The following is a 26,607-nucleotide window of genomic DNA, read 5'->3' on the forward strand; positions in this document are numbered from 1 at the left end:
CAAGCGTTCCAGTGTATATTTTTCGGATAAATACAGAGAAAAAGATGACAAGCAAAAATGCTTGACATCTTTCTTTGTTTTAGGTATTATAAGGAGCGTTGTAATGGTGTAAAGTGTTTTTCCTTGACGAAGGGAGTGCCCTTGATGAGTCAGGGTAATCGGCTAGAGAAAACCAACCGAATTAATTTATTGTTCGCATTCTATGAACCTCTGCTTACCGAAAAGCAGCAGACGTTTCTGAAATATTATTTCCACGACGATTTCTCGCTGGGAGAAATCGCCGCCGAATTCGATATCAGCCGCCAGGCCGTGTATGAGCATATCAAGCGCGCCGAGCAGGTGCTGGAGAACTATGAGAACAAGCTGGGGTTATTGGCGAAGCATGAAAGCCGCACCCGGTATTTGGAAGAACTGCGCAGCCTGCCGAAGGACGTAGTGCTGCCTGAGCCGTACAAACGGCGTTTTGAGGATATTGTGGATTCTTTGGAGAAGCTGGAGTAGCTTGAAGGGAGAAGGCAGCCTATGGCATTTGAAGGATTAACCGGAAGACTGCAGAGTGTGTTCAGCAAGCTGCGCGGCAAAGGCAAAGTATCCGAAGAAGACGTAAACGAGGCAATGCGCGAGGTGCGACTTGCGCTGCTCGAAGCGGACGTTAACTTCAAGGTTGTCAAAGACTTTGTTGCCAAGGTGAAGGAGAAATCGATCGGCAAGGACGTGATGGACAGCTTCACGCCGGGCATGGTCATCATCGACATCGTGAACAAGGAATTGACGGAGCTGATGGGCGGAAGCCAGGCCAAGCTGGCCAAGGCGAACAAGCCGCCGACCGTCATTATGATGGCGGGCCTTCAGGGCGCCGGTAAGACAACCACTTCCGGCAAGCTGGCCAAGCTGCTGCAAAAGGGAAACCACCGACCGCTGCTCGTGGCAGGTGACATCTACCGCCCCGCGGCAATCAAGCAGCTTGAGGTGCTCGGAGAGCAGATCAAAGTGCCGGTGTTCTCGCTGGGCGACAAGATAAGCCCGGTAGAAATCGCCAAACAAGGTCTGCAGCACGCCAAGGACAACAATCTCGATTATGTCATTATCGATACCGCCGGCCGTCTGCATGTCGATGAAGACCTCATGGAAGAGCTGAAGCAGATTCACTCGGCTGTGAATCCGGACGAAGTACTGCTTGTGGTCGACGCCATGACCGGCCAGGACGCCGTGAACGTGGCCGACAGCTTCAACAAGCAGCTTGAGCTATCCGGCGTCGTGTTGACGAAGCTTGACGGCGATACGCGCGGCGGTGCCGCCCTGTCCGTCAAGGCCGTAACCGGCTGCCCGATCAAGTTCGCAGCTCTTGGCGAGAAGATCGACGCGCTGGAGCCGTTCCATCCGGAGCGGATGGCGTCCCGTATTCTCGGCATGGGTGACATGCTGTCGCTGATCGAGAAGGCACAGGCTAACATCGACGCCGACAAGGCGAAGGAAATGGAACGTAAGATGCGCAATGCGGAGTTTACGTTCGACGATTTCCTGGAACAAATGGATCAGGTCAAGAAGCTCGGCCCGATCGATCAGATCCTCGATATGCTCCCGGGCATGAACAAAGCCAAGGGCATGAAGGATTTGAAGGTCGACGACAAGCAGATGGGCCGCGTCGAAGCCATCGTGCATTCGATGACGAAGCAGGAGAAGAGCCAACCCGAGATCATCAACCATAACCGCCGCAAGCGGATCGCCGCCGGCAGCGGCACCTCGCTCGCCGAAGTGAACCGGCTCATCAAGCAGTTCGATGAGATGCGCCGGATGATGAAGCAGTTCTCTGGTATGATGGGCGGCATGGGCGGAGGAGGCAAAGCCTCCAAGAAGAACGCCATGAAGCAGCTTAAGGCGCTCGGCGGCAAAGGCATGAAGTTCCCTTTCCGTTAATGTTAAAGGTTTTATCCTTTGCCGAGATTAACCATTGTACAACATAGGTTAATCAAGCCTTTAATGTTTAATCTTTTATCGAGATTAACCATTGTATAACATAGGTTGATCAGGCCTTAAATGTTTAGTCTTTTACCGCGATTAACCATTGTACAACATAGGTTAATCAGTTCTGTTAAGTCTTTTGCAGTTAGTTTTCAGGGTTCAACCCGTGACTAGTTACATTGACAGTTAAGCGTGTCCCGTCAGGGACGGAAAGCGATCATTACCCCAATCATCCAAGGTCCCGCCAGTCCATCCGCCAACGCCAATTGCCATTAGCGGGTGTCCAGAGGGCGGCAGCCCTTGGGGCCCTCCCCATCGGGGAGGGTTTGGGAGGGGATATTCTTATAAGGAGGTGAATTTCGTGGCAGTACGTATTCGTCTGAAACGTATGGGTGCTCATAAAGCGCCTTTCTATCGTGTAGTGGTTTCCGATTCCCGGTCCCCTCGTGACGGTCGTTTTATCGAGGAAATCGGTTACTATAACCCGGTTGCACAACCGGCAGTAGTGAACATCGATGAGGAAAAAGCGCTCAAGTGGCTTCAAACCGGTGCGCAAGCATCCGACACGGTTCGCAACTTGCTGAGCAAAGCAGGTGTGATGAAGAAGTTCCATGAGTCTAAGCTACAGAAATAATGACTGATTGCGAGGGTCCTCTATGGAAGAATTAGTTGCAGTTATTGCTAAGGCTTTAGTGGATCATCCGGAAGATGTAACGGTGCGGACCGTGGAGAAGGATCATCTGATTGTCTATGAATTGTCCGTTCATCCCAATGATGTGGGCAAGGTCATCGGCAAGCAGGGACGGATCGCCAAAGCGCTCCGGACAGTCGTTACATCGGCAGCAGTCAAGAGCGATAAGCGCGTCACCGTGGATATTTTGTCCTGATCGGTGATCATTTAAGAGGGGCTGGGGATCACTAGATTCCGGCTCCTTTTGTCTAAAAATATAAGAATGGAGCAGTCGTTTTTTCTTGCTGAGAATATAAGAGACGTCCCTGCCAAGCATAGGCTTGTTACACCGGGGAACGTTATGAATATAAATGATGAAGCGTTAAGGGAGTGGATGGCATGACGGATTCGTTGTTGACGGTAGGCAAGCTGGTCAATACCCACGGCATTCGCGGAGAAATCAAAATATTGTCCCGAACCGATTTTCCCGAGGTGAGATTTGCGCCGGGCAGCAAGCTGCTCGTTATTCCGGAAGACGGTAAAGGGATGATCGAGGTCACCGTGGAGGCGGCTCGCGAGCATAAGGGAATGTATATCGTAAAGCTTAAGGGTTATAACGACATCAACCAGGTCGAAAAATACAAAGGCAGCCTGATCAAGGTCACTGCGGACAACCGGGTAGAACTGCCGGAAAACGAATTTTATTTTGATGATATCATCGGCTGCGAGGTCTTTACGGAAGAAGCAGAGGACGCGCCGCTCGGAGTCATTTCCGAGATTTTGACGCCTGGAGCCAATGATGTCTGGGTGGTCAGACGGCCTAAAGGCCAAGATATTCTGATTCCCGTGATTGACGATGTGGTGCTTGATGTCGATGTGCCGAACAAACGGGTCAAGGTTCAATTGATGGAAGGACTGTTGTCATGATCCGAATTGATGTGCTGACGCTTTTTCCGGAAATGTGTGAAGGCGTGTTCGGTACTAGTATTCTGGGCAAGGCGCGGGAAAAAGGTATCGCCAGGCTGAATGCGGTTAATTTCCGCGATTTTGCGAACAACAAGCACAATAGCGTTGACGACACTCCTTATGGCGGAGGAGGCGGCATGGTGCTCAAGCCTGAGCCGATTTTTGGCGCGGTAGAGCATCTTCTGGACAGCCTGAAGGTCCCGTCAGGGACTGAGGGTGAATCGGAAAGCGCAGCAACAGCAGGCTTTGTCCCAACCGGTGAAGAGTCAGAAGAAGGAATGTCGGGCTTGACTCAAGGGGAGAATGCCAAACCGCGGATCATTCTCATGTGCCCGCAAGGCCGGACATTCGATCAACGGACCGCCGAGCATCTGGCCAAGGAGAAGCATCTTATTTTTATTTGCGGCCATTACGAGGGTTATGACGAGCGCATCCGGGAGCATCTGGTTACGGATGAACTGTCGATCGGAGACTATGTGCTGACCGGCGGGGAACTGCCCGCTCTCACGGTCATTGATGCGGTCGTCCGCCTGCAGCCGGGGGCGCTTGGAAATGAATCCTCCGCGGTGACCGATTCGTTCAGCACGGGGCTGCTGGAATATCCGCATTATACGCGCCCTGCCGAGTTCCGGGGCTGGAAGGTACCGGATATGCTGCTTAGCGGCCACCATGCCAATATCGAAGCGTGGCGGAAGGAGCAATCACTGAAGCGGACGCTGGAGCGCAGACCCGACCTGCTGGAACAGGTGGAACTTACACCCAAAGACCTTAAGCTGCTGGAGCGGTTAAAGGCGGAAAGAATGGAAGCTTGCGGCGGCAGCCGAAGCAAAGAAGAGAAGGCGTCTTTTTAACGGACAAGTTAAAAAGGCGTTTTTTCGTTGTTATAAAGTAAAAAAGGGAAGAATAGCCGTCATAAAAAGTTCAACAAAGCCATATATTGTATAGGTGTCATTACCTGCTGTTTTTGGGTAATAACATAAGGCGCCGTAAATAATAGAGAAGGCTTAACCAGCGAAAGGATGAACTTTGAAATGACAACAAAGACTCATGACGAATTCAAGCCGGATACGAACCCGATCCGCAAGGAAGCGGAGCCGCTCCGCACGGTCAGCGATATTATCGACTTCTATAAGAACCGGAAATCTTAAAGTTCTTGTCCAATGCCGGACGGGAGCGAAACCCATTCATTTATTCTGCTAAGGCCTATCGCCTTCCATGCAGAGAAATAATTTTCGTGAAGACCACTTATCCGTGAACCCCGGTTCGACGCTTAGGTGGTTTTTTATGGACAATAAATGAAAAAAGACCGTCCGAAGACGGTCTCTCTACCCGAGGCGCTTAACTTTCATGATCCGTATCCCGCGCCACCAAAAGCCGATTCATTAGCCAATGGTCCGGGTAAGGGATACGCTCAACATGTCATTATTAATGTGAACGCACCTCCTTTCCTTGTAGGGAAAGTATAGCACAACGACTAATAAATATCTATAAAATTCTAAATATTTTTTAGCTATGTTTTTAATTGAATTGCTTTTGTGAAATTTATTTATTTTTAAGGGAGATATTATATTATTAGTGTATCAATTCATTGGGGGTATTTCATGAATAATTATAGTTATAAGTTGATTAGCAAATATCGAACTCAACTGATGGGGATAGCGATATTATGGATTGTATTTTATCACTCTACTATTAACACATCGTCAGTTCCAATCATTAATACAATTAAAGAAATCGGATATGGAGGAGTAGATATTTTTTTAATGTTATCCGGTTTGGGATTGTACTTTGCATGTCAGAAAGACGATAACGTTATAACATTTTATAAGCGAAGACTGCTACGAATTATTCCAACTTATATTACAGTTGTGTTTATTGTTTGTTTATTTTATTGGTATGTTGGTGAAATGTCGCTTATAGATGCAGTTTTGAATTTAACCACACTAAGTTTTTGGTTAGACTCTAAAAATAGATTTGATTGGTATGTTCCTGCAATTTTGGTTTTATATTTGCTTACACCCGTTTTTATGTACTTTTTCAAGTCGAAAAATAAGTATATTTCACTTACAGCGGTCATTCTTATTGGATTACTAATAACTATATCTATTACTTCAACATCTTTTTCATATTTACTTGTTTTTACTACAAGAATACCAATATTTTTTATTGGGTTTCTTGTAGGTTTTTGGATCGAGACACACAAGAAAGCTGCCATGTTACATTTAATAATTAATATAGCTGCGGCAATTTTTGGTTTGACCTTATTAGTGATAAGTTTGAAATATTTATCTTATGAATACTTATGGAATTATGGCATCTTTTGGTATCCTTTTATTTTAATTACATTACCTTTGTGCATGTTTGCAGCAACTTTTTTACAAACAGTTTCAGAGCGCGGTATTAAAAAATTTATCTTCTTAACTTTCTGCGGTACACACAGTCTTGAAATCTATTTGATTCATGAAAGGATTTTAAATATCACGACTAAAATAAGCAAAAGTATCGACAATGTTACATATAATCTAATCTGCATTTTAATCACTCTACTATTTGCATTTTTACTGAAAAAGTTAATAGCTGGTTTCACCTCAAGATTCACTTGAATTCAAAATAGGTCTGTCGTAAATCTTGTACAAGTGTTTAAGCTGAAATTTAGTGTGTGTTAAACCTTAGTTTTTGCTTGCAAGAGTGGATTATTAAGTCGTATAATAATATTCGTCGCTGACGTTTCATGTATACTGTGAAAGCGGAATAGCGGCATACATATCATCGGGGTATAGCGCAGCCTGGTAGCGCGCACCCTTGGGGTGGGTGAGGCCGTGGGTTCGAATCCCGCTACTCCGATTTATCGCAACAAACCGCGTAACGTCAACGTTTTAAGTGCGTTCGACGATACGGTGGACATCCGGTAGACGCACCCGTGTTAGCGCGGGTGTGGCGCCGGACCCATTCGCAGTTGTTCACTCGCGAGCGCTCCTTAGCGTAGTCATTTTCTACGCAGAGGAGGGCTTTTTGTTTTGGATAAACGTAACGCTAAACACTATAAATTTGAGCGCGAGGAAAAAGGCGGTAATCAGTCGCTCGACCAACTATTCGATATTCTATACTCGAAGGATGCGGAGGGGAAATTGGGTCGGACGTTTAAATGTACCGGAAGAGCTACTCGACATTCTGCAATTATATCTAATGTGAAAAAGTTCTTTCGTTCTGAATAAAAAAAACACTTATGTCCATCATAAAAAGGGATAACAAAAATAGGAGGTTAAATAGTGAGATTAGCAGCCCACGAACTTCATGATTTACAGGAATTAACGATGAGTTGTGTTAACTCTATTACAAACATGGGATATATGGTACAACATGTACAGGATCAAGAATTTAAAAGCATTTTGGAAAGGCATTTCCCCTTTCATGTTCGTGACTATAACATGAAGGTGGAATTTCTCAACCAAATGGATGGGGCAAAAAAAGAGTTATCGCTTTTAAAGGAAGATGGAAAACTTAGCGATTTTACAAAGTCTCCCGTTAATCAATATCCACCTGTCCAACCTCGAACCATGGTTGATAATATGAATGATCGAGAAATGGCTACTGCTTATTTACTTACATTAAAACGTTCTGGCCGGGAATATGCTTATTCAGCCATGGAAGCAGCGAACCCTGAAATACGCTCCTTTCTGCAAACCTGTTTTATGATGAGTTGTTCACATGCCTATGATATGTGGCAATATATGGTTAAAAAAGGGTTTTATCCACTAGAACCAGCAGATCAAAGCATGACGGCTAAAATTGGAGCTGTTTATCAGGTAGTTCCTGAAGATCAAGAGCAAATTCAACAATACGCAAACCAGTATCAAAATCCAACAAATGGTTCAAGTGATCAACTGTATCAGTAAAAAATAAAGAAATACCAGATTAATAAAAGAGTAAACGCTCAAAGAGGGTGTCTCAAAAAGTAGAAACTTTTGGGCACCCATTTCTGAATTTAAAAATGATCAAAATCAAAATAAAAGAATACTCGGGGTGAGTGAGGCCGTGGGTTCGAATCCCGCTACTCCAATTAAGTTAAACGGGCCAATCCGGATTATATTCTGGATTGGCCCGTTTGCATTTTCTTATGAATCGGCTCTGCGTTTATTTGGTCACATTGATCGATCCGACGGAGGTGGATAGCGACAGGAGCGGTCCGCCGCCGTTAACGTCGCTTTTGCCGGAAGGCGCACCAGAAACGCGGCCCAATTCGCTGTTCGCTTCAAGGGTGCATTGCACCAATTGCCCAAGCGCCGCGCTTATGCTGCCAACATCGGTGTCCGCGGTGAGGCCGGCGTCCATGGCGTTAATATCCAGCGAGATGCTGCCGGTATCTGTACTCACTGTGGATTTCCCCGCAATATGCACATCCTCGATGTCGACACCCCCAACATCGCTGGACACATGGAAAGTGCCTGTTAAACCGCGCAGTTTGATTTTTCCCACATCGCCTGTAATCTCATACTGGCTCAAGCTATCGGGTACTTCAATGGCGTAGGAGATGCTGAAGTCGGCGAAGCCGTATCTTTTCTCGGCCCAGGTCCATAGGTCGATGTCCGGATCATTTTTGGGATGAGTGGACAGCTGCAGTTCGCCGCCGCTTTCCTGAAGGGAGACTTCAGCGTTATCCAGAATTTGCTGCCGGTCCGCCTTGCGGAACAGTTTGCCGTAGGAGCGTATAGTTGCAGTTACCTTAACATTGGACCCTGTTCCTGCTTTCACCTCGATTTCGCCAACTGAATTATCAAGACGAAGCGTATCGGCGCTTCCGGCAGATTGGGTGATCGATAATTCCTTGACAATGCTTCCGGATTTTATCCGATCCGCCACATCGCTTGCGGTGTTTTCAACCGCTTGCTGGGCGGAATCTGCCGCCTTGCCCGCTTCCTGCTGCACGGTTTCGCCGATAGCCTCTATGGAATTGTCCAAATCGCTGTCCGCGCCGCTTGCCGTTTTGCCGGGCAGCTCAGTACATCCCGCCAGCAGTAAGGCCGCAAGGGCAGCCGCTGCCGTCATTTTTCCAAATTTCCTTATCATGCTAAAAATCCCCCCTTTAAAATTAACCCCTTCTCTTTTGATGCAGAGCGACGTATGTATGTACTTCCAGTATTATATCTCATGGAAATTTATTGAAACAGGGGCTGGAGGCTGGCGCTTAACTAGACCAAAGTTGGGGATTTCAGGAAAAGCGATGGCTGCTCAAACTGGACGAGATACAACAATTCGGCGCCATGCTTAAAAACTTGTTTCATAAAAATAACTTCCAGTATAATAATAACTAAAGCCCCCAAAAGAAAGGATACTTGCGATGCGATATGTTGTATTCCTAGTGATTTTGTTGGCGGTAGGTGTCATATATGCTGTAACCCGGCTTATGAGCACAAGAAAACTGAACAATGGAAATTCCTTAAAGAACAATGTAATCCCGCTGGACGCGCACCGCAGAGCCCGGAAAAATACGAATGAACAGCCCTGTTCCAGCTGCAAGAAGAAAAACGGCAAGCTGATGTTTTATGCGCAGGATGACGGCTCGGTGGTCGGGTTATGCAGGGATTGTCAAGCAAAGGCAAAAAAGCGGGATATGCTCCCTTTGTAATCTAATAAATAGTTGTATTCATTGGCCTGATATGATATCATTATTCCTGTTGTGTGGAATACGGTGGTCCGCTGCGGATGATGATGGGGAACAGAGACTTCTCCTGAAGAGGCATGAACACCTGTACGGAAGGAGGAAGTCCTTAATGAATATTTTACAAGAAATTACGAAAGAACAGCTCCGCAAAGATATCCCGAGTTTTCGCCCTGGCGACACTTTGAAAGTGCACGTTAAGGTTATCGAGGGAACCCGCGAACGTATCCAGCTGTTTGAAGGCGTTGTAATCAAACGCCGCGGCGGCGGAATCAGCGAGACTTTTACGGTTCGTAAAATTTCTTACGGCGTTGGCGTGGAAAGAACATTCCCGATCAACTCGCCTAAGATTGACAAAATCGAAGTAACTCGCTATGGTAAAGTTCGTCGCGCCAAGCTGTACTACTTGCGTGAACTGCGTGGTAAAGCTGCAAGAATTAAAGAGATTCGTCGCTAAACCAAGCGGCAAAGGAAGGGGGCTTGATTTCAAGCCCCTTTCGTTTTATCAAGATTTGCATATAAAACTTGCCTATAGATAGAGCTGGGGACGGGCTTCTTTCGAAAAAGCCTTCTGATGGAATTTTTTGCAGAGGTTTTTTGGGTTGAAGTTTTTTTGGCTTGTTAGGAGAGAGTGTTCATAAAAGATCCTTGTTCAGTCAAGGTTAAGGAGAGGACGGTGAACTATGCAGCAGGATTTGCATCAGGGGCAAGACGAAGGTGACGATCAGGCCCGGCAGTCTCCGCCCAAGCAGAAGAATGAAGTATTGGAATGGGTAAAAGCGATTGCGATCGCTTTGATACTCGTTATTCTGATTCGTTGGCTGTTGTTCAAGCCGTTTATTGTGGACGGACCATCCATGCAGCCGAACTTCCATACCGGCGAGCGGGTCATCGTTAATGAAATTTTGTATGATATCCGGTCTCCGCAGCGCGGCGAGGTAATCGTCTTTCATGTGCCTTCCGAAGGCAGGGATTTTATCAAACGGGTCATCGGCGTAGCCGGGGATACCGTGAAGGTTGAAGGCGACGTAGTGACTGTAAACGGCAAAAAGGTTGATGAAACCTACATTCAAAAAGCCATTGACCAGGCGCATGCCAACAATCAGTTATACAACGACAAGAACTTTCCCAACGAGGACTTTAAGGAAGGCACCGTTCCAAAGGGACACGTGTTCGTAATGGGAGATAACCGTTCGGACAGCACGGACAGCCGGATGATCGGCTATGTGCCGCTGGGCGATATCGTGGGACGGGCCGATGTGATTTTCTGGCCGGTGTCAGATATGGAATGGATCAAGCATTAGCATAAATTTACTCAAAGGAGGCGATGGGCAGTGACCATACAATGGTTTCCGGGTCATATGACGAAGGCCAGACGGCAAATCGAGGATAAGCTGAAGCTGATTGACGTTGCCATAGAACTGCTCGATGCCCGTCTTCCGCTGTCCAGCCGCAATCCGATGATTGACGATATTTTGAAGGACAAGCCGCGGCTTATTATTTTGAACAAAAGCGATCTGGCTGATCCCGATACGACCCGGCAGTGGTTGGCTTACTTCAAGCAGGAAGGCCATGTCGCGCATCCCGTGGATGCTTCCACCGGCAACGGGGTCAAGGAAATTCCGGATCAGGTCAAGCTTCTGCTGAAGGAAAAAATCGATAAGCAGATCGCTAAAGGGATGAATCCCCGCGCGATGCGGGCGCTGATCGTCGGCATTCCCAATGTGGGCAAATCGACGTTGATCAACCGGATGGCCGGCCGCAACATCGCGTTAACGGGCGACCGTCCGGGCGTTACGAAAGGCCAGCAGTGGATCAAGACCGGGGGCGGACTTGAATTGCTCGATACCCCGGGGATTTTGTGGCCGAAGTTCGAGGATCAGCAGGTCGGTTACCGGCTGGCGATTACTGGAGCAATCCGCGAAGAGATTCTCAATGTGGAGGACATCGCGTTCTATGCGATTAAGTATTTGCTGCGCGATTACGGTGACAGATTCCGGGAGAGGTACGGGATTGACAAGTTTCCGGAAGATTTGGAGAACCCGGACGAAATCGTGGCTGTCATGGAAGCTGTAGGGCGAAAGCGCGGCTGTCTGGTCAGCGGCGGAAGGGTGGATCTTGAGAAAGCCTCCCGAACCCTGCTGCATGAGCTGCGCGCCGGCAAGCTTGGCCGGTTCACGCTGGAGGCTCCAAAGTAAAGGGAAAATGCTCCCTGGAAGCAGTGAGTTAACGCCTTCTGGAACAGGATTCCTGTCCGTTTGAAAGTGATGTGAACAGCGTCAAGTTAGGCGCTCACGGGTAATAATACGGGTTAGGAAGAGTCGGCCGAATTCTCGGCGGCTCTTTTTTTTGTTGAGAATTCATGGACTTTATATGGATCTCATACGCCGGATATTGGATATCAAAACAGGACATTTTGTGGATGACCTTGCCGGTGCTGCTGTGGTAAGCTAAATTTAAAGGCGGGCGGAATCGGAAATTACAGTTTGGCGGGTGGGTAAGAAATGGATATTGATATGCTGTTCTATGAAAAAGAGGTCTGGGAGCAATCTTACTTCCGTATTGCCGGAGTGGACGAGGTGGGCAGAGGTTGCTTGTTCGGCGACGTGGTGGCGGCAGCGGTCATTTTGCCGGAGGGTCTGATTATCGAGGGTGTGGATGACTCCAAGAAGCTGACGGCTAAGAAACGGGAAACCCTGTTCGAGCTGATTATGGAGCAGGCGCTGGCTGTCGGGGTAGGGCATGTGGACTCTTCCCGGATCGATGAAATTAACATTAAGCAAGCCTCAAGGCTGGCCATGAAAAAAGCGGTTGAAGGGCTGGGCATCCTACCCGATTATATGCTGATTGATGCTGAAAAGATCGATCTCCCTCTGCCGCAGCAGGCGATCATTAAAGGGGATGCCAACAGTCAGTCGATTGCGGCGGCGTCCATTGTAGCCAAAGTAACGCGCGACAGGCTGTGCGAAGGGTTATGGGAGGACTTGTATCCAGATTACGGAATTGCCATACATAAGGGCTATGCAACGAAGCTTCACCGCGAGCGAATTGTAACACTAGGGCCGACGCCGATGCATCGGCGCAGCTTCCTGGGGAGGATCCTGGCGGAGCAGACCACTTTATTTTAGAGCATTCATGAATATGAAAAATTATAGACTTGGAGCAGTCCGGCGATCGTTGTTGAGCCGGGCTGTTTTTATAACCGGACGTTATCGTAAAAGTAGTCGACTAAACCTCTTGGGTTGCAAAAATGGCAGCAGATGCCGATATAAAAACAAGAAGATGAGCAGAGAGGAGCAAGCGGCGTGAACATCGGATCTTTGATTCGCGGCCTGCTGGGAGACAGCAAGCCCGGAGAAGCGAAAACGTTGGAACTCAAAGAAGGGCAGGTCGTCCGCGGCGTCGTCCTCAGCGTATCGGAATCTGGAAAAGAAGCGGTAGTGCAAATCCAGGGTACCTCTGTTCGCGCAGAGCTGGAGACGCCGCTGCAGCAGGGACAAACGCTGAATCTGCAGGTGGGGCCTCCTGGCGATCAGGGTCTCCCGGTGCTGAAACCGGCCCCGGCCGGAATCGCCACTTCACCGCAGACGATGGGAGAGGCGCTTGATGCGCTCGGTCTGAGCGATTCCAAAGCGGGGCGTGAGATCATACAGGCCATGCAGTCGGGAGGGCTTCCGCTAACCAAGGAAACCGCCGCCAAGCTGAATGCGGTAATGGAGGCCAAGCCGGCGAACGTGCCTGTCAAGGAGTGGCTTGAAGCAGCCGTTATTTCGGAAAAAAGGGGCCTGCCCATTACACCCCAGAGTATCAGAGGCCTTCAGCAGGCGATATTCGGTCCGCAGCTTCACCAGCTGCTATCCGCTCTGGAAGAGCAGTTGACGCTGTGGATCGGGCAGCAGGAAACTGGCGGCGGGGGACCCGCTCAACTGCTTGGTTCCAATATCGGCGCTTTGCCTGCCGATAATGTGAATTCTGGCGGGAACACTGTAAACCAGGCGGGGACAGGCGAGGGTAGGGGCGAAAGAACCGCGGCAGTTTCCGGCCCATTCTCCCTGAAGCTGGGTAAAGAAGGCGCAAACGGAATTCCAGGTCGACAGGGCGACGGCGGAACCACTTCAATTGGACCGGAAGGCGACGAGGCCGCGGCCGGACGCGGAACGGCGAATCCGGATGCCGGAGCGGGAAGCAGAAGCAGTGTACTTCCGTCAGGTAATGAGGCCGTTGCGGCTAAAGGAATGACCGCTGTGATGGCGGGTGGTCAAGGCCCGATGACGGCCGGCGGTGCTGGAGTGTCGATTGACAGTGAGCAGACGGCAGCTGTCGGTGGACAGGCTGCGGCTGGAATAGGATCAGCCGCAGATGCTGAGGGAGCGCAGGCAGGCGGACTGGCAGGAGGCGAGACTATGGCTGGAGGAGCGCAAGCGGCAGGACTAGCGGCGGGCGAGACGAAGGCTGGAGGAGCGCAAGCGGCAGGACTGGCGGCAGGCGAGACGCGGGCTGGGGGAACGCAAGCGGCAGGATTGGCGGCGGGCGAGACGCGGGCTGGGGGAACGCAAGCGGCAGGACTGGCGGCGGGCGAGACGCGGGCCGGAGGAACGCAAGCGGCAGGATTGGCGGCGGGCGAGACGAAGGCTGGAGGAGGGCAAGCGGCAGGACTGGCGGCAGGCGAGACGCGGGCTGGGGGAACGCAAGCGGCAGGATTGGCGGCGGGCGAGACGAAGGCTGGAGGAGGGCAAGCGGCAGGACTAGCGGCAGGCGAGACGCGGGCTGGGGGAACGCAAGCGGCAGGACTGGCGGCTGCAGACTCGCAGCCGCAGGCTGGAGCCCTGCTCGCGAAGCTGCAGGGCGTGCTTGGCGAGCTGCGGGACGCGCTGCCGCAGCTCGCCGCTCTCCCGCCGGCGGACGCGGCGGGAGACCCTGCCCGCGCGGATGCCGCGCGCGGGAACCCCTCGGCTGCGGCTGGGCCGCAGCCGGACGCCACCCCGGGCGGAGCCTGGGTGGCCCGGGTCCTTAAGCTGCTCGGTGCGGAGCACGAGCAGCTGGCGCTCCGCGGCGGCGCGGCGCAAGCCGGCGCGGAGCCGGGAGCAGTCGCCGGTGAGCAAGCCGGCGACACGGTCAAGGGCGTGCTGCTGCAGGCGATGGCCAGCAGCGACGTTCCCGCGGCGGTAAAAGAAGCCGCGGGGCAGCTGGTGCAGCATTTGACCGGCCAGCAGCTGCTGCTGAACACGGACCGCACGGCCCCGTTCGCGCAGGTAACTCTGTTTCTGCCGCTCAAGGGTCCGGATGGAACGGAGACGGCTTCCGTCCATATTCAGTCGAGACGGGGACATAAGGGCGAACTCGACGCTTCAAACTGCCGGCTGTGGTTCGATCTGGATATGAAGGCCTTGGGCCAGACTCTTGTCGATGTGCAGGTGGTGGACCGGATTGTCAGCTTGAAGCTGCACAATAATGAACCGTGGGCTCAAGAACTGCTTGAATCGTCGAAAGACGATATTAAGTCCGCGATGGAAACAATCGGTTACCAGCTTTCTTCGTTTAAAGCGGAGTCTTTTCCCGCCCAAAGTCCGGAGAAGACGGGGAAAGGGCCGGGGAGTCCGGCCGATTACGTTCCCGATTCTTACAGAGGGGTGGATTACCGCATATGAATGATTCCTCCGGGGAATTTCTAAATAACATGAAAAAAGCCGTTGCGCTAAAATACGTGCCGGGGAAGACCGAAGCGCCGGTTGTTGTCGCGAAGGGAAAGGGCAACATTGCCGAAGCTATTTTGCAAAAAGCTAAAGAAAACGGGATCGCCATCCAGGAGGATGCCGCTCTGGTCGAGGTTCTCTCCAAGCTGGATCTCGACCAGCAAATTCCGCCGGAGCTGTATCAACTGGTAGCCGAAATTTTGAGCTATGTATATCGCAGCGACGCTTCCGCGGGCGCCAGGAGACAGGAATGAACGGTCCGTTCAATAAGGGCAAGAATCCAGTGCGCTCCTCCAATTTCAGCGAAGAGGTCCGATATAACCGCAAGCAAAAGGGCAAAGCGGCTGAAGATGCGGCCGTTCTTTACCTCAGCGCCAAAGGCTATACCATTGTGGATCGCAATTGGAGCTGCCGGGCGGGGGAGATCGACATTATCGCTGAGCAAGGCGCCCGCCTCGTCTTCGTCGAGGTGCGGAGCCGCAGCGGCAGTCTGATGCAAGGAACGCCGGAAGAATCGGTGGATGCCCGCAAAATTGACCGTGTTCGGCGAACGGCACGGGTTTATCTGCACAATAGCAGGCAAAACGAGCGCCCCGTATCTTTTGACGTGATTACTGTGCTGATGAGCCGGAATTTAAGCATCGTTTCGCTCAACCACATCCGTGAGGCCTTTTAAACAGAACTGAGATTTATACGGAAAAGTACAAATTCCTGCCAATGGCCGATCTTTGATTTTTGGACAATCCGGGCACGATGCCAATGGGATTTGAGTCTCAATAGTGAACGGCTTTGGGTCAGTTCTGAGCGGAATTGGGTATACATTAGTGTAACCGTTTAATATTCCAAGAGGAGGCTGTCCGAGTGAAACAACAACCATTTGATATACATGTGAAATTTGCTTGCCAACATTGCGGACTGGAAATTGGCGTGGTATTCACTACGGAACCGGTAACGTCAGTCAGTTGCAGCTCATGCCATCAGACTTTCACCGTCATGAGGCCGGCCATCGCCGAAGAAATATTAATCGATTGGGAAAACGAGGCGCTGTTCCAAAAAATACGCGCAGATAAGTCGCAGAGCAGCAATGCGAGTTTGATGACGCTGATTATTAATGTGATTGAATTGCTGACCTGGCGGGATAAAGGTGACGGACAGGTTGAAGCGATTAAGGCGATGCGCCAATGGCTGATTGAAAATGAGGGGCCGCCAACGCTTGCGGAGCTGATCCAGGCTTGCGATAACCGTCGAATGCATAAACGCAATTGACGAACAGGTGTTAAAGGGAAAGTATGGAGTTCGCAATTCATACTTCCTTAAAAGAGAACGCGGCAACTGGGCTTCTTACAGAATCGGCAAAAACCGGCTGTGGAGCCTTTTTGCCTTATTTGCGGAATCGGCAGGTTTGTGTCTTTATTTTTCATACATAATGAATTTTCAGCAGATGGGGAGAGAGAAGATGACAAAAGTATTCTTTACGTCAGATCATCATTTTGGCCACAGAGCGATTATTGATTATGAATCCCGGCCGTTTGCCGATACAGAGCAGATGAACGAGTCGATGATCGCAGGCTGGAATGAAGCGGTTGGACAAGAAGACCGGGTATTCCATCTGGGTGATTTTTCCTTCCTGGACAAGGAGGAGACAAGCCGTATATTGAGCAGGCTGAACGGCTACAAAACGCTGATATTGGGCAATCATGACCGCGGCCGTTCCCGCAGTTGGTGGCTGGATGCCGGATTTCAGGAAGTGAGCGAGAACGGCATTATTTATAAGGAATTTTTTCTGATTACTCACGAGCCCCTGTATATGAATCGGCATATGCCTTACGTCAATGTGCATGGTCATATCCACGGCCAAAAATACGCAGGGAACAATCATTTTAATGTTTGTGTGGAGCACTGGAACTATAAGCCGGTGTCGTTTGAAGCCCTTATGGATATCTTGGCCTCTTCTCAAGAGACGGACAAGAACGACCATAATCCGCTGTCCTCGGAAAGTTGATTTGCTCTAGCAGGCTTCCAGGCATGCTGCCGGGATGTCTTCTATGTACCTAAGCTTCTTAACCGCGCTAATACACCATGATTCTCCTGCCAGAGCCCAAGCGGAAGGCGTTTCTCTCAAACATACGCTTTCGGGGTTGTTCGCGTATTTTCGACATTTTTTTCTTCTATATATAAGGGTTAAAAAAGAAAGTCATGCCAATGAGAATTTACGTTATAAGCGTTGAAGGGGAAGAAGTATACCGGATCGGCCGGCGCGGGACTTAGACCCTGTAAGCAGGTACATTAGAGAAAATCACCGCCGTGATTCTGAGATTGGTAACCGAAGACCCGTTGGTGGCGGTGGCACAAGAGATTAACACTTAGAAGCCCAGTTTTTTCGATGATTCAGAACGACAATGTTAAAATTTGACTATTTTAATGAATCCTCAAAAAAGAACCCAAAACGGGTTCTTTTGTTGATTCAGCAGTGTCACAAACTAACGTACAGCTTCCTATTATCGATCCCTTATTGTTAACATTACATCCCCGTGCTTGATCCATGCTCTGTCGCTCCTATTACTCCACCTTGAACCGTCGTACCAGTTGATTGATATGAGTCAAGATGCGGAAAATGCCCAGCCCACCTTTATCTGCCGGTTCTGTTCCTTTCCAGTCGATCAGTGAAACCGATCAAATCTCTTATTCCTCTTCCATAGGCGCTTTGTCCAGATTCCGGTACTGCAGCGCCTCCGCGATATGTGCGGATGATATCCGGTCCGCTCCGTCCAGGTCGGCGATGGTGCGGGACAGTTTCAGAATGCGGTCGTAGGACCGCATGCTAAGTCCAAGGTTCTCCAGCAGTGAGTGCAGCATCCGGGCGCCTTCGGGACCGGGATTCGCATAACGGCGGAGAGATGTGCCGTAAAGCTCGCTGTTCCAGGAGATCGGCAGCCGCTTATAGCGTTCGGACTGAATAGCTTGAGCCTCTGCTACCCGAGAGCGCATTTCCGCCGTCGACAGGCCGGCGCTGCCGCCGTTTTTATCCCATTCTCTTGGCCGTGGAACATCAACTTGAAGATCGATCCGGTCAAGCAGGGGCCCCGATATCCGTCCGCGGTACTGGGCGATGCGTGCAGGGCTGCATGTGCAGCGCTGCTGGGGGTGACTGCTTCCGAGAAAGCCGCAGTGGCACGGATTCATAGAAGCAGCGAGCATTACCCTGGCTGGAAACGTAAAAGCGGCCCTTGCCCGGCTGATCGTAACGACATGATCTTCCATTGGCTGGCGGAGCACTTCCAGCACGCTGCGCGAGAATTCGGGCATCTCGTCGAGGAACAAAATGCCTCGGTGAGCGAGACTGACCTCCCCTGGCTTTGGAACGCCGCCCCCGCCGATCAATCCCGCTCCGGAAATGGTATGGTGCGGCGAACGGAAGGGCCTTTCCCGAATGAGTCCCCGGTGAGCATCTTTCAGCTTGCCTGCGGCACTGAATATTTGCGTGACCTCCAGCGCTTCACTGTCGGTTAAGGCCGGCAGTATACCGGGCAGGCGTTTGATCATCATCGTCTTGCCCGTGCCTGGCGGACCGATAAGAAGAATGTTATGCATGCCCGCGGCGGCGATGGTCAGCGCCCGTTTGACATGGTGCTGGCCCAGTACGTCGCTGTAATCCTCCCTCATTGTTTCTATGGCTTCTGAAGAAGCGGGGAAGCTGACAGGGGCGGTATAACGGAGATGCTCCAGCGACAGTGCCATGATCGGCTGCACAATGTCGGCTCTGCTGTCCGTTGTAACCGGAAACGGCAGACTGTCGATTCCGCCGCCCAAATCTTCTGCCGTATGATGTTCACCTGCATCTGCCGCTTCGGCAATTTCACCGGGGGTTCCCGGTTCTCCTAACGATTCAACATCGGCGGGGGATGAGGTCGGCTGCTCTGGCCCACGCAGCTCATGCAAATGATCAACTGCGTAGACACGCATGCCGCCGATCAGCGCCGCTTCCGCAGCGTTGCCGCGCGGCAGCAGAACGGCTCCAAAGCCTGCCTTTCGGGCGGCTTCGACCATGGGCAGCACTCCGGTCACAGGCCGGAGGCTGCCGTCAAGCGCGAGCTCGCCGATCATCAGTGTCTTTCCGGCGGATGGCATAACAAGCTGGTCGCTTGTCGTCAGAATGCCGACGGCGATCGCGAGATCGAAGGCGGAGCCTTCCTTGCGCAGATCGGCCGGCGCCAGATTGATGGTAACCCGCTGCTGGGGGTAGCGGTAGCCGCAATTTCTTACGGCGGAGCGCACCCGCAGGGCCGCTTCGCGGATGGCGGAGTCGGGCAGCCCGATAATGTTTGTCTGCGGTAAACCGTTCGCGAGGTCCACTTCCACACCGATCATGACGCCCTCAATGCCGTAAAGGCAGGCGCTGTGCATTTTTCCATACATAACAAAACACCCCTTCTTCTAAAGTCGGCGCATCTCATGCGCTTGGCTTCAGTAAAGAGGTGCTTCCTCATTTTCCGAAAAATATAGCTTCCCGTTTATTATATAAATCTGACGGGGTGTAAATCAATACCCTCCGCCAAACGAATGTTCTTTAATAACGTTAATGTCTACGGCGATATTGCCGCGTGTAGCGCGGGAATAAGGACATACCGCATGGGCGCCTTCTGCGAGAGAGACCGCCGTTTCATAATCGACGCCTTTTACAAGGATATTCAGGACGACCGCAATGCCGAAACCGCCGTCTTCGGTTTTGCCGAAGGATACGGTAGCGGTAACTTCACTGCCTTCGATCTTGATTCGCTTCTGCCGGGCCACCAAGTTCAGCGCGCTGTCAAAACAGGCGGAATAACCGGCCGCGAACAACTGCTCCGGGTTGGTGCCTTCTCCTCCGGGGCCGCCCATCTCACGGGGAGTGGAGATCTTTTGATGGAACTCGGGAGAGGAAGATTCGACGAATCCGTCTCTGCCTCCTACAGCTTTTACCGTTGTTTCATACCATTTTTGCTGGATTGTCATCATTATGCATATCTCCTATCTCGAATATATATTTTACACAATTTAATTTAACACAAATATAAAAATTGTCAAAATGTTTTTTGCGATTAACATGAATTGATTAATAAATTATGATAAAATCGAGGGAAGAAAGCAGGTGAACATAAGCTATGACACAAAAGCCAACCCCTATCCCCGAACTGCTGCTGGAAAATCAGCTTTGTTTCACGATATATGCCTGTTCGCGCGAAATTACGAAACTGTATCAGCCTTTTCTTGACGAGCTGGGCGTTACATATTCCCAATACCTAGTTATGCTCGTTCTTTGGGAAAAAGGGCAGTGTACAGTCAAAGAGCTTGGCACCGATTTGTATCTCGATTCGGGCACGCTGACTCCGCTGCTGAAGCGTCTGCAGGCGGCCGGTCTGATTATTCGCGAGCGTTCGCAAGAGGATGAGCGCAAGGTGCTGATCTCTCCAACGGATGAAGGCTGGGCGCTTCAGGATAAAGCCAAGACGATACCCGGCGTGATGATAAAGGGAATGACGATGCCGGAAGAGGAATTTGGATATCTTCTGCAGCAGTTCCGCAGTCTGTTAAACAGGGTGCATCAAGCAAATATCAGCAGTTAATAGTTTAGGGACGTAAAGCTTGTCAATGCAATCGTTCGCATTCCGGCATGGAATCATGCGAAAATGTATGTATAAATCATGAAAGATTTTTGAGGAAAGCGCTACAAAAACATGGTACAATATTCTGGGTTTCCTCATTCGGGAATACAGAATTCGATACCGATCCGATCCCGGGCCCAGCTTCAATCAAAACGGAAGCGGAAATTCTGCAGGCTGCCTGCAGCTTCCGCTCACTTTAGGAGGCTTCCGGAATGAATATCCACGAGTATCAGGGAAAAGAAGTGCTCAAAAGTTACGGCGTCGCCGTACCGAACGGAAAAGTGGCTTTTACAGTGGATGAAGCGGTAGCCGCGGCCGAGGAGCTGAAAGGTTCCGTTGCCGTTGTTAAAGCCCAGATTCATGCAGGCGGCAGAGGAAAAGCCGGAGGCGTCAAGGTTGCGAAGGATTTGGACGAAGTCCGCGCATTTGCCGGAGAGATTCTTGGCAAGACACTGGTGACGCACCAGACGGGTCCGGAAGGTAAGCTGGTGAAACGGCTGCTTATTGAAGAAGGCTGCCAGATCGTCAAGGAGTATTATATCGGGCTTGTTGTCGACCGCGGGTCGGGACGTGTCGTGCTGATGGGCTCCGAAGAGGGCGGAACCGAAATCGAAGAGGTGGCCGCTCGGCATCCCGAGAAGATTTTTAAGGAGATTATTGATCCTGCGGTGGGACTTCAGGTCTTTCAGGCGCGCAGGCTGGCTTACCATATTTCCATACCTAATGAGCTGATCGGTAAATCGGTCAAGTTTATGCAAGCGCTATATTCGGCTTTTATGGATAAAGATTGCTCGATTGCCGAAATCAATCCGCTGGTTGTTACGGCGGACGGTAACGTGCTGGCGCTGGACGCCAAGCTGAATTTCGACTCCAATGCGCTGTTTCGGCACAAGGATATTCAGGCATTGCGCGATCTGGACGAGGAGGACGAGAAGGAAATCGAAGCCTCCAAATACGATCTTAGCTACATTGCGCTTGATGGTAATATCGGGTGTATGGTTAACGGCGCAGGGCTGGCGATGGCTACGATGGATATTATCAAATATTACGGAGGCGAGCCGGCGAACTTTCTTGATGTCGGGGGCGGCGCAACAGCGGAGAAAGTGACGGAAGCTTTTAAAATCATTTTGTCCGACGCGAAGGTAAAGGGGATTCTCATTAATATCTTCGGCGGTATCATGCGCTGCGATGTGATTGCCAGCGGAGTTGTGGAAGCGGCGAGTCAGCTCGGTTTGACCAAACCGCTCGTTGTCCGTCTTGAAGGCACCAACGTGGAGCTTGGCAAAAAGATTTTGTCCGGGTCCGGTTTGAACATCGTTTCGGCGGATTCGATGGCAGACGGAGCCCGTAAAATTGTTTCTCTTGTGCAGTAACGGCGGATCGGCCGCGGGTATCCGTATTTTACAATTAGGAATAGGATGTGAACGCGCATGAGCATTCTTGTCGATAAAAATACGAAGGTCATCACACAGGGAATCACGGGCTCGACGGGCTTGTTCCACACCAAAGGTGCGCTGGAATACGGCACGCAAATGGTTGGCGGCGTTACGCCGGGCAAGGGAGGCACGTCGATTGACATAACCCTGGAAGACGGCAAAACCGTAAGTCTGCCCATCTTTAATACAGTAGCAGACGCCAAAAAGGCGACAGGCGCGACCGCCAGCGTTATTTATGTGCCGCCCGCTTTTGCCGCCGATTCGATTATGGAGGCGGTGGAAGCCGAGCTGGAGCTCGTCATCTGTATTACGGAAGGCATTCCTGTCCTCGACATGGTCAAGGTGAAGCGTTACATGGAAGGCCGCTCCACCGTGCTGATTGGTCCGAACTGTCCGGGTGTTATCACGCCGGGAGAGTGCAAAATCGGCATAATGCCGGGCTATATTCATATGCCGGGGTATGTCGGGGTCGTTTCACGCAGCGGAACGCTTACGTATGAAGCGGTTCATCAGCTAACAACCCGCGGCATAGGGCAGTCAACGGCGGTCGGAATCGGAGGTGATCCGGTCAAGGGTTCGGAATTTATCGATATCCTGAAACGGTTCAATGAAGATCCACGTACGAAGGCGGTCATCATGATCGGTGAAATCGGCGGGACCGCCGAAGAGGAAGCCGCAAGATGGATTCGCGATCATATGACCAAGCCGGTCGTGGGATTTATCGGCGGAACGACCGCTCCTCCGGGCAAGCGCATGGGCCATGCCGGCGCGATCATTTCGGGCGGAAAAGGAACGGCAGGCGAGAAGATCGCCGTACTGGAAGCTTGCGGCATCAAAGTTGCTCCGACGCCTGCCGAGATGGGTTCTACGCTGGTGAGCGTGCTGGAAGAACAGGGCATCCTCCACGCTTGCACGACGCATTAGTAATTTCAAGGTGTACACAGTCATTTGATTTCAGGGCAAAGCAGGACTTCCGGCAGCCGCCCGATTGTGTATAATAATAACAAAGGTAAGCAACCTTTTATTCTCTCGCGGGGATAAAGGGTTGCTTTTTTGCGTTTGCGCACTCTGCTGCCGCATGTTCCAGGAGATACTCTTTTGGGCTTCGCCCGGAACAGCTTGCAATTGTCCTGCGCATGACACAAAATAGGAAGGCGTGTGCCTTCTATATAAAAGGGAGAGCCTATTTATGAATAATCGGGATGTATTATTCGGTTTGCATGAAGTGGAAGGCATCGGCTGGAAAAGTATCGACAAAATATGCAAGGCGGGATTTTTGTCGGAAAAGGCGTTTGATTGTAAGCCGGAGGATTGGGAAAGGATCGGTCTGACACCGGGAATGTCGACTAAGCTGGCGGATGTTTTGACTCGGGATTGGGTAAAGCTTCGGCGATCCGTAATGGAAACAGCCCGCGTATCGATGATTACCGTGTTCGACGACCGGTATCCCGAACTGCTAAGAGAAACTTCCCAGCCTCCATGGGTCTTGTACTACCGGGGGCGGGTTGATCTGCTGCAAGCACCTGGTATCGCGATGGTTGGGACGCGCGTTCCAACGGCGTACGGCCGCAAGGTCGGAGCCGTTCTCGCCGAAGAGTTGGCCGCAAGCGGCCTAACCGTTATCAGCGGATTGGCCCGGGGGATCGACAGTATCTGTCATGAAGCCGCGGTGGGTCAATCGGGCGGAACCGTAGCCGTCATGGCTACCGGCATGGACAAAATATATCCTCCGGAAAATCGCGAACTGCTCGAGCGGATTTCACGCGAAGGTTTGGTGGTCACCGAATATCCGATCGGCACCAAAAGCCATCCCGGCCTGTTTCCCCAGCGCAACCGGATTATCGCCGGACTTACCCTCGGCACGGTCGTCGTTGAAGCCGACAGCAGGAGCGGTTCCCTGATTACGGCGGATGCCGCCCTTGAAGCGGGCAGAGATGTTTTTGCCGTTCCCGGACCGATTACTTCCCCCAAAAGCAGAGGAGCGCTGGAACTGATTAAACAGGGAGCGGCTCTTGTAACGAGCGCAGCCGATATTAAATCGGAATATGCCTCTTTTCTTCCTCAAAGTGGGGATTCCTCGTCAAATCTAGAGGTTAACAACGACGGTGACGGCGGCCTATGCGTCGAAAAGAATTTGACAAGTGACGAGTCCCGCCTATACCATATACTCCATCAGGGCCCATGTTCCCTGGATGAGCTGCTGGAGAAAAGCGGTTTGGATTTTGGACATTTGCATTCCGTTCTGTTATCTTTAATCATAAAAAAAGCGGTAACATCCTTACCGGGAGCAGTATATAAGGTTATATAATAATAGAAGTTTAAGGTTTTAGCGTATTCTTCCGAGCGAGTTTTGTTAAGAAATTCATGAAGAGTATGCTACAAAACTTTTAGGAGGACGATTCTGTGGCTGATTCTTTGGTCATTGTCGAGTCGCCTGCAAAGGCGAAGACCATCGGCAAATATTTGGGCAGCAAATATATCGTAAAGGCATCTATGGGACATATTCGCGACCTGCCCAAAAGCCAGATTGGTGTGGAGGTCGAGAATGACTTTAATCCCAAATATATTACCATCCGCGGCAAAGGCTCGGTGCTCAAAGAGCTGAAAGACGCGAGCAAAAAAGTAAAAAAAGTTTATCTGGCGGCTGACCCGGATCGCGAAGGAGAGGCAATCGCCTGGCATTTGGCGCATGCGCTGGATCTGGACAATACGCAGGACTGCCGCGTTGTGTTCAACGAGATTACGAAGCAGGCCGTGAAGGATGCTTTCAAATCCCCGCGTAAAATTAATATGGATCTGGTCAACGCCCAGCAGGCGCGGCGAATACTAGACAGGCTCGTCGGTTATAAAATCAGCCCTTTATTATGGAAGAAAGTCAAAAAGGGGTTGTCGGCCGGACGCGTTCAGTCAGTTGCGGTTAAAATCATTATGGACCGGGAGAATGAAATCTCAGCGTTCGTGCCTGAGGAATACTGGACCATTACGGCTAAATTCGGTATCCGGGATTCCATATTCGACGCCAAGTTTCACAGATTAAATGGTGAGAAGAAGGAACTTGGACGCGAAAGCGACGTACAAGAAGTATTAAAGGCGATTGAAGGCGCAGATTTTATTGTGAACGAAGTGAAGGAAAAAGAAAGACAGCGCCATCCGTCGGCGCCATTCACAACGAGCTCCCTTCAGCAGGAGGCGGCGCGCAAGCTCGGATTCCGGGCAGCCAAGACCATGTCTGTCGCCCAGCAGCTGTATGAGGGTGTGGAGCTTGGAAAAGAAGGCACTGTCGGTCTGATTACGTATATGCGTACCGACTCCACCCGGATTTCCGCGACGGCACAGGAAGAAGCGAAGGAACTGATATCCGGAAAGTACGGGGAGAACTTTTTGCCGGAAACACCGCGTCAATACTCCAAGAAGGCCGCCGGAGCCCAGGATGCGCATGAAGCGATCCGGCCAACCTCGGCACTGCGCGAGCCTGACGCCGTCAAGGAATTTACAAGCCGCGACCAGTTCCGGCTGTATAAGCTGATCTGGGAACGCTTCGTGTCGAGCCAAATGGCTTCGGCTCTGCTGGATACGCTGTCCGTTGACATTGCGGTTGGCAAGGCCATGTTCCGCGCCGTCGGTTCAAAGGTGTCTTTCCCCGGCTTTATGAAGGTCTATGTGGAAGGCAACGATGACGGTACGACGGAGGAAGAGAAATATTTGCCGCAGCTTCAGGCGGGCGATAAGCTGGTCAAGCAGGAAATCGATCCGAAGCAGCATTTTACTCAGCCCCCGCCGCGTTATACGGAGGCGCGTCTTGTCAAGACGCTTGAGGAGCTGGGGATCGGGCGTCCAAGCACTTATGCTCCGACGCTGGAAACGATCCAGAAGCGCGGCTATGTAGCCATTGAAGAGAAAAAATTCATGCCCACTGAGCTTGGAGAACTGGTTATCGAACAAATGGAGCAGTTCTTCCCGGAAATTCTGGATGTGGAATTTACGGCGCATATGGAAGGCGACCTTGACCATGTGGAAGAAGGCGCGGAAGATTGGGTAAAAGTTCTTGCCGAATTTTACAATTCCTTCGAGAAGCGTCTTGAAGTGGCCGAAGAGGAAATGAAAGAGATCGAGATCGTGGATGAGGTTTCCGATGAAATTTGCGAGAAATGCGGCAAGCCGCTCGTTTACAAGCTGGGGCGTTTCGGCAAATTCCTGGCCTGTTCCGGATTCCCCGACTGCCGCAATACGAAGCCGATTATCAAAGATATCGGTGTTGGCTGCCCGAAATGCCACGAAGGAAAAGTCGTTGAACGGCGCAGTAAGAAGGGACGCGTCTTTTACGGCTGCGACCGTTATCCCGAGTGCGATTTTGTCTCTTGGGATAAACCGTCTGCCAAACCGTGTCCGGAGTGCGGCACTTGGATGATCGAGAAACGGAATAAGCAAGGCGTTCGGCTGCAGTGTACGTCATGCGATCATACCGAGAATCTGGAAGACAATGAAGAAGAAGCGGCGGAATAATACGGCCCAGTAAATTAAGGCTTGTCTTCGAAGCCTGTTAAGGTTCCATCATGTGAACCGAATAATGTATGAATTC

The 26,607-nt window shown here is 50.9% G+C and carries 26 protein-coding genes and 1 tRNA gene; 24 read left to right on the forward strand and 3 right to left on the reverse strand.

Annotated elements, in window-relative coordinates; translation table 11 throughout:
• The first annotated feature begins 144 nt into the window (after positions 1-144).
• The 9 genes from EH198_RS01310 to EH198_RS01350 all read left to right on the forward strand — a co-directional run bounded on the left by EH198_RS01310 (position 145) and on the right by EH198_RS01350 (position 7,494).
• Entirely contained in the window at positions 145-501 is a 357-nt protein-coding gene (locus EH198_RS01310) for a putative DNA-binding protein (RefSeq protein WP_124693750.1), read from the forward strand.
• A 21-nt stretch (positions 502-522) separates the two neighbouring features.
• The gene (gene ffh / locus EH198_RS01315) at positions 523-1,917 is read left to right on the forward strand and encodes a signal recognition particle protein (protein ID WP_124693751.1); all 1,395 of its coding nucleotides are present in this window, start codon (positions 523-525) and stop codon (positions 1,915-1,917) included.
• Between the two features lie 406 nt (positions 1,918-2,323).
• A complete protein-coding gene (gene rpsP / locus EH198_RS01320) occupies positions 2,324-2,596 on the forward strand; it encodes a 30S ribosomal protein S16 (protein ID WP_038696793.1) in 273 nt (90 codons plus the stop codon).
• 22 nt (positions 2,597-2,618) lie between these two features.
• On the forward strand, positions 2,619-2,849 hold the full coding sequence (locus EH198_RS01325) for a KH domain-containing protein (RefSeq protein WP_025335405.1): 231 nt from the start codon (positions 2,619-2,621) through the stop codon (positions 2,847-2,849).
• A gap of 182 nt (positions 2,850-3,031) precedes the next feature.
• Positions 3,032-3,559 (forward strand): ribosome maturation factor RimM, encoded by a 528-nt coding sequence (rimM, locus tag EH198_RS01330; protein WP_124693752.1) that lies wholly within the window; start codon positions 3,032-3,034, stop codon positions 3,557-3,559.
• Positions 3,559-4,449 (forward strand): tRNA (guanosine(37)-N1)-methyltransferase TrmD, encoded by an 891-nt coding sequence (gene trmD, locus EH198_RS01335; protein WP_124694491.1) that lies wholly within the window; start codon positions 3,559-3,561, stop codon positions 4,447-4,449. The genes rimM and trmD overlap by 1 nt, the downstream gene beginning before the upstream one ends.
• 750 nt (positions 4,450-5,199) lie before the next feature.
• A complete protein-coding gene (locus EH198_RS01340) occupies positions 5,200-6,201 on the forward strand; it encodes an acyltransferase family protein (RefSeq protein ID WP_124693753.1) in 1,002 nt (333 codons plus the stop codon).
• Between the two features lie 167 nt (positions 6,202-6,368).
• Positions 6,369-6,442 (forward strand) — tRNA-Pro (locus EH198_RS01345).
• A 425-nt stretch (positions 6,443-6,867) separates the two neighbouring features.
• Entirely contained in the window at positions 6,868-7,494 is a 627-nt protein-coding gene (locus EH198_RS01350) for a spore coat protein (RefSeq protein ID WP_124693754.1), read from the forward strand.
• Between the two features lie 238 nt (positions 7,495-7,732).
• Here EH198_RS01350 and EH198_RS01355 read toward each other — a convergent pair whose 3' ends face one another.
• On the reverse strand, positions 7,733-8,665 hold the full coding sequence (locus EH198_RS01355) for a hypothetical protein (RefSeq protein WP_124693755.1): 933 nt from the start codon (positions 8,663-8,665) through the stop codon (positions 7,733-7,735).
• 337 nt (positions 8,666-9,002) lie between these two features.
• Here EH198_RS01355 and EH198_RS24320 point away from each other — a divergent pair, with 337 nt between their 5' ends.
• The 10 genes from EH198_RS24320 (at position 9,003) to EH198_RS01400 (ending at position 16,952) form a co-directional block, all read left to right on the forward strand.
• On the forward strand, positions 9,003-9,224 hold the full coding sequence (locus EH198_RS24320; RefSeq protein ID WP_148091478.1) for a hypothetical protein: 222 nt from the start codon (positions 9,003-9,005) through the stop codon (positions 9,222-9,224).
• 145 nt (positions 9,225-9,369) lie between these two features.
• Positions 9,370-9,714: a 50S ribosomal protein L19 gene (gene rplS / locus EH198_RS01360; protein ID WP_124693756.1), complete on the forward strand. Its 345-nt coding sequence runs from the start codon at positions 9,370-9,372 to the stop codon at positions 9,712-9,714.
• A 226-nt stretch (positions 9,715-9,940) separates the two neighbouring features.
• Positions 9,941-10,561, forward strand: coding sequence for a signal peptidase I (gene lepB, locus EH198_RS01365; protein WP_124693757.1), 621 nt, complete (start codon positions 9,941-9,943; stop codon positions 10,559-10,561).
• Positions 10,562-10,591: 30 nt separating this feature from the next.
• Entirely contained in the window at positions 10,592-11,455 is an 864-nt protein-coding gene (gene ylqF, locus EH198_RS01370) for a ribosome biogenesis GTPase YlqF (protein ID WP_124693758.1), read from the forward strand.
• A gap of 306 nt (positions 11,456-11,761) precedes the next feature.
• A complete protein-coding gene (locus EH198_RS01375; RefSeq protein WP_124693759.1) occupies positions 11,762-12,385 on the forward strand; it encodes a ribonuclease HII in 624 nt (207 codons plus the stop codon).
• 177 nt (positions 12,386-12,562) lie between these two features.
• Positions 12,563-14,905 carry a hypothetical protein gene (locus EH198_RS01380; RefSeq protein ID WP_124693760.1) on the forward strand — a complete coding sequence of 781 codons (2,343 nt, stop codon included), beginning with the start codon at positions 12,563-12,565 and terminating at the stop codon, positions 14,903-14,905.
• 29 nt (positions 14,906-14,934) lie between these two features.
• A complete protein-coding gene (locus EH198_RS01385; protein ID WP_246014060.1) occupies positions 14,935-15,204 on the forward strand; it encodes an EscU/YscU/HrcU family type III secretion system export apparatus switch protein in 270 nt (89 codons plus the stop codon).
• Positions 15,201-15,626 (forward strand): YraN family protein, encoded by a 426-nt coding sequence (locus tag EH198_RS01390; protein WP_124693762.1) that lies wholly within the window; start codon positions 15,201-15,203, stop codon positions 15,624-15,626. Before EH198_RS01385 ends, EH198_RS01390 begins: the two co-directional genes overlap by 4 nt.
• A 185-nt stretch (positions 15,627-15,811) precedes the next feature.
• Positions 15,812-16,216 (forward strand): hypothetical protein, encoded by a 405-nt coding sequence (locus EH198_RS01395; RefSeq protein WP_246014061.1) that lies wholly within the window; start codon positions 15,812-15,814, stop codon positions 16,214-16,216.
• A 190-nt stretch (positions 16,217-16,406) separates the two neighbouring features.
• On the forward strand, positions 16,407-16,952 hold the full coding sequence (locus tag EH198_RS01400) for a metallophosphoesterase (protein WP_124693763.1): 546 nt from the start codon (positions 16,407-16,409) through the stop codon (positions 16,950-16,952).
• 680 nt (positions 16,953-17,632) lie between these two features.
• Here EH198_RS01400 and EH198_RS01405 read toward each other — a convergent pair.
• Both EH198_RS01405 and EH198_RS01410 read right to left on the reverse strand, forming a co-directional pair.
• Positions 17,633-19,366 carry a YifB family Mg chelatase-like AAA ATPase gene (locus EH198_RS01405; protein WP_124693764.1) on the reverse strand — a complete coding sequence of 578 codons (1,734 nt, stop codon included), beginning with the start codon at positions 19,364-19,366 and terminating at the stop codon, positions 17,633-17,635.
• 123 nt (positions 19,367-19,489) lie between these two features.
• Positions 19,490-19,945 (reverse strand): organic hydroperoxide resistance protein, encoded by a 456-nt coding sequence (locus EH198_RS01410; protein ID WP_124693765.1) that lies wholly within the window; start codon positions 19,943-19,945, stop codon positions 19,490-19,492.
• 146 nt (positions 19,946-20,091) lie between these two features.
• On the opposite strand from EH198_RS01410, the gene EH198_RS01415 reads away from it, so the two are divergent.
• The 5 genes from EH198_RS01415 (at position 20,092) to topA (ending at position 26,531) form a co-directional block, all read left to right on the forward strand.
• Complete coding sequence (locus EH198_RS01415; protein ID WP_124693766.1) at positions 20,092-20,553, forward strand: MarR family winged helix-turn-helix transcriptional regulator; 462 nt, start codon at positions 20,092-20,094, stop codon at positions 20,551-20,553.
• Positions 20,554-20,804: 251 nt separating this feature from the next.
• On the forward strand, positions 20,805-21,965 hold the full coding sequence (gene sucC, locus EH198_RS01420) for an ADP-forming succinate--CoA ligase subunit beta (protein ID WP_124693767.1): 1,161 nt from the start codon (positions 20,805-20,807) through the stop codon (positions 21,963-21,965).
• Positions 21,966-22,022: 57 nt separating this feature from the next.
• Positions 22,023-22,952 carry a succinate--CoA ligase subunit alpha gene (sucD, locus tag EH198_RS01425; RefSeq protein WP_124693768.1) on the forward strand — a complete coding sequence of 310 codons (930 nt, stop codon included), beginning with the start codon at positions 22,023-22,025 and terminating at the stop codon, positions 22,950-22,952.
• Between the two features lie 265 nt (positions 22,953-23,217).
• Positions 23,218-24,336, forward strand: coding sequence for a DNA-processing protein DprA (gene dprA / locus EH198_RS01430; RefSeq protein ID WP_124693769.1), 1,119 nt, complete (start codon positions 23,218-23,220; stop codon positions 24,334-24,336).
• A 95-nt stretch (positions 24,337-24,431) separates the two neighbouring features.
• Positions 24,432-26,531, forward strand: a complete 2,100-nt coding sequence (gene topA / locus EH198_RS01435; RefSeq protein ID WP_124693770.1) for a type I DNA topoisomerase — start codon at positions 24,432-24,434, stop codon at positions 26,529-26,531.
• The last annotated feature ends 76 nt before the right edge of the window (positions 26,532-26,607 follow it).

This window comes from Paenibacillus rhizophilus, assembly GCF_003854965.1.
In the GTDB taxonomy this organism is placed as follows: Bacteria; Bacillota; Bacilli; order Paenibacillales; family Paenibacillaceae; genus Paenibacillus_AQ; species Paenibacillus_AQ rhizophilus.

Excerpts from the sequence above, each read along its gene's own strand:
- EH198_RS01310 (WP_124693750.1), top strand. The coding sequence starts at position 145 with ATGAGTCAGGGTAATCGGCTAGAGAAAACCAACCGAATTAATTTATTG.
- ffh (WP_124693751.1), top strand. The coding sequence starts at position 523 with ATGGCATTTGAAGGATTAACCGGAAGACTGCAGAGTGTGTTCAGCAAG.
- EH198_RS01325 (WP_025335405.1), top strand. The coding sequence starts at position 2,619 with ATGGAAGAATTAGTTGCAGTTATTGCTAAGGCTTTAGTGGATCATCCG.
- rimM (WP_124693752.1), top strand. The coding sequence starts at position 3,032 with ATGACGGATTCGTTGTTGACGGTAGGCAAGCTGGTCAATACCCACGGC.
- EH198_RS01340 (WP_124693753.1), top strand. The coding sequence starts at position 5,200 with ATGAATAATTATAGTTATAAGTTGATTAGCAAATATCGAACTCAACTG.
- EH198_RS01355 (WP_124693755.1), bottom strand. The coding sequence starts at position 8,665 with ATGATAAGGAAATTTGGAAAAATGACGGCAGCGGCTGCCCTTGCGGCC.
- EH198_RS24320 (WP_148091478.1), top strand. The coding sequence starts at position 9,003 with ATGAGCACAAGAAAACTGAACAATGGAAATTCCTTAAAGAACAATGTA.
- rplS (WP_124693756.1), top strand. The coding sequence starts at position 9,370 with ATGAATATTTTACAAGAAATTACGAAAGAACAGCTCCGCAAAGATATC.
- lepB (WP_124693757.1), top strand. The coding sequence starts at position 9,941 with ATGCAGCAGGATTTGCATCAGGGGCAAGACGAAGGTGACGATCAGGCC.
- EH198_RS01375 (WP_124693759.1), top strand. The coding sequence starts at position 11,762 with ATGGATATTGATATGCTGTTCTATGAAAAAGAGGTCTGGGAGCAATCT.
- EH198_RS01385 (WP_246014060.1), top strand. The coding sequence starts at position 14,935 with ATGAAAAAAGCCGTTGCGCTAAAATACGTGCCGGGGAAGACCGAAGCG.
- EH198_RS01390 (WP_124693762.1), top strand. The coding sequence starts at position 15,201 with ATGAACGGTCCGTTCAATAAGGGCAAGAATCCAGTGCGCTCCTCCAAT.
- EH198_RS01400 (WP_124693763.1), top strand. The coding sequence starts at position 16,407 with ATGACAAAAGTATTCTTTACGTCAGATCATCATTTTGGCCACAGAGCG.
- EH198_RS01405 (WP_124693764.1), bottom strand. The coding sequence starts at position 19,366 with ATGTATGGAAAAATGCACAGCGCCTGCCTTTACGGCATTGAGGGCGTC.
- EH198_RS01410 (WP_124693765.1), bottom strand. The coding sequence starts at position 19,945 with ATGATGACAATCCAGCAAAAATGGTATGAAACAACGGTAAAAGCTGTA.
- EH198_RS01415 (WP_124693766.1), top strand. The coding sequence starts at position 20,092 with ATGACACAAAAGCCAACCCCTATCCCCGAACTGCTGCTGGAAAATCAG.
- sucC (WP_124693767.1), top strand. The coding sequence starts at position 20,805 with ATGAATATCCACGAGTATCAGGGAAAAGAAGTGCTCAAAAGTTACGGC.
- sucD (WP_124693768.1), top strand. The coding sequence starts at position 22,023 with ATGAGCATTCTTGTCGATAAAAATACGAAGGTCATCACACAGGGAATC.
- dprA (WP_124693769.1), top strand. The coding sequence starts at position 23,218 with ATGAATAATCGGGATGTATTATTCGGTTTGCATGAAGTGGAAGGCATC.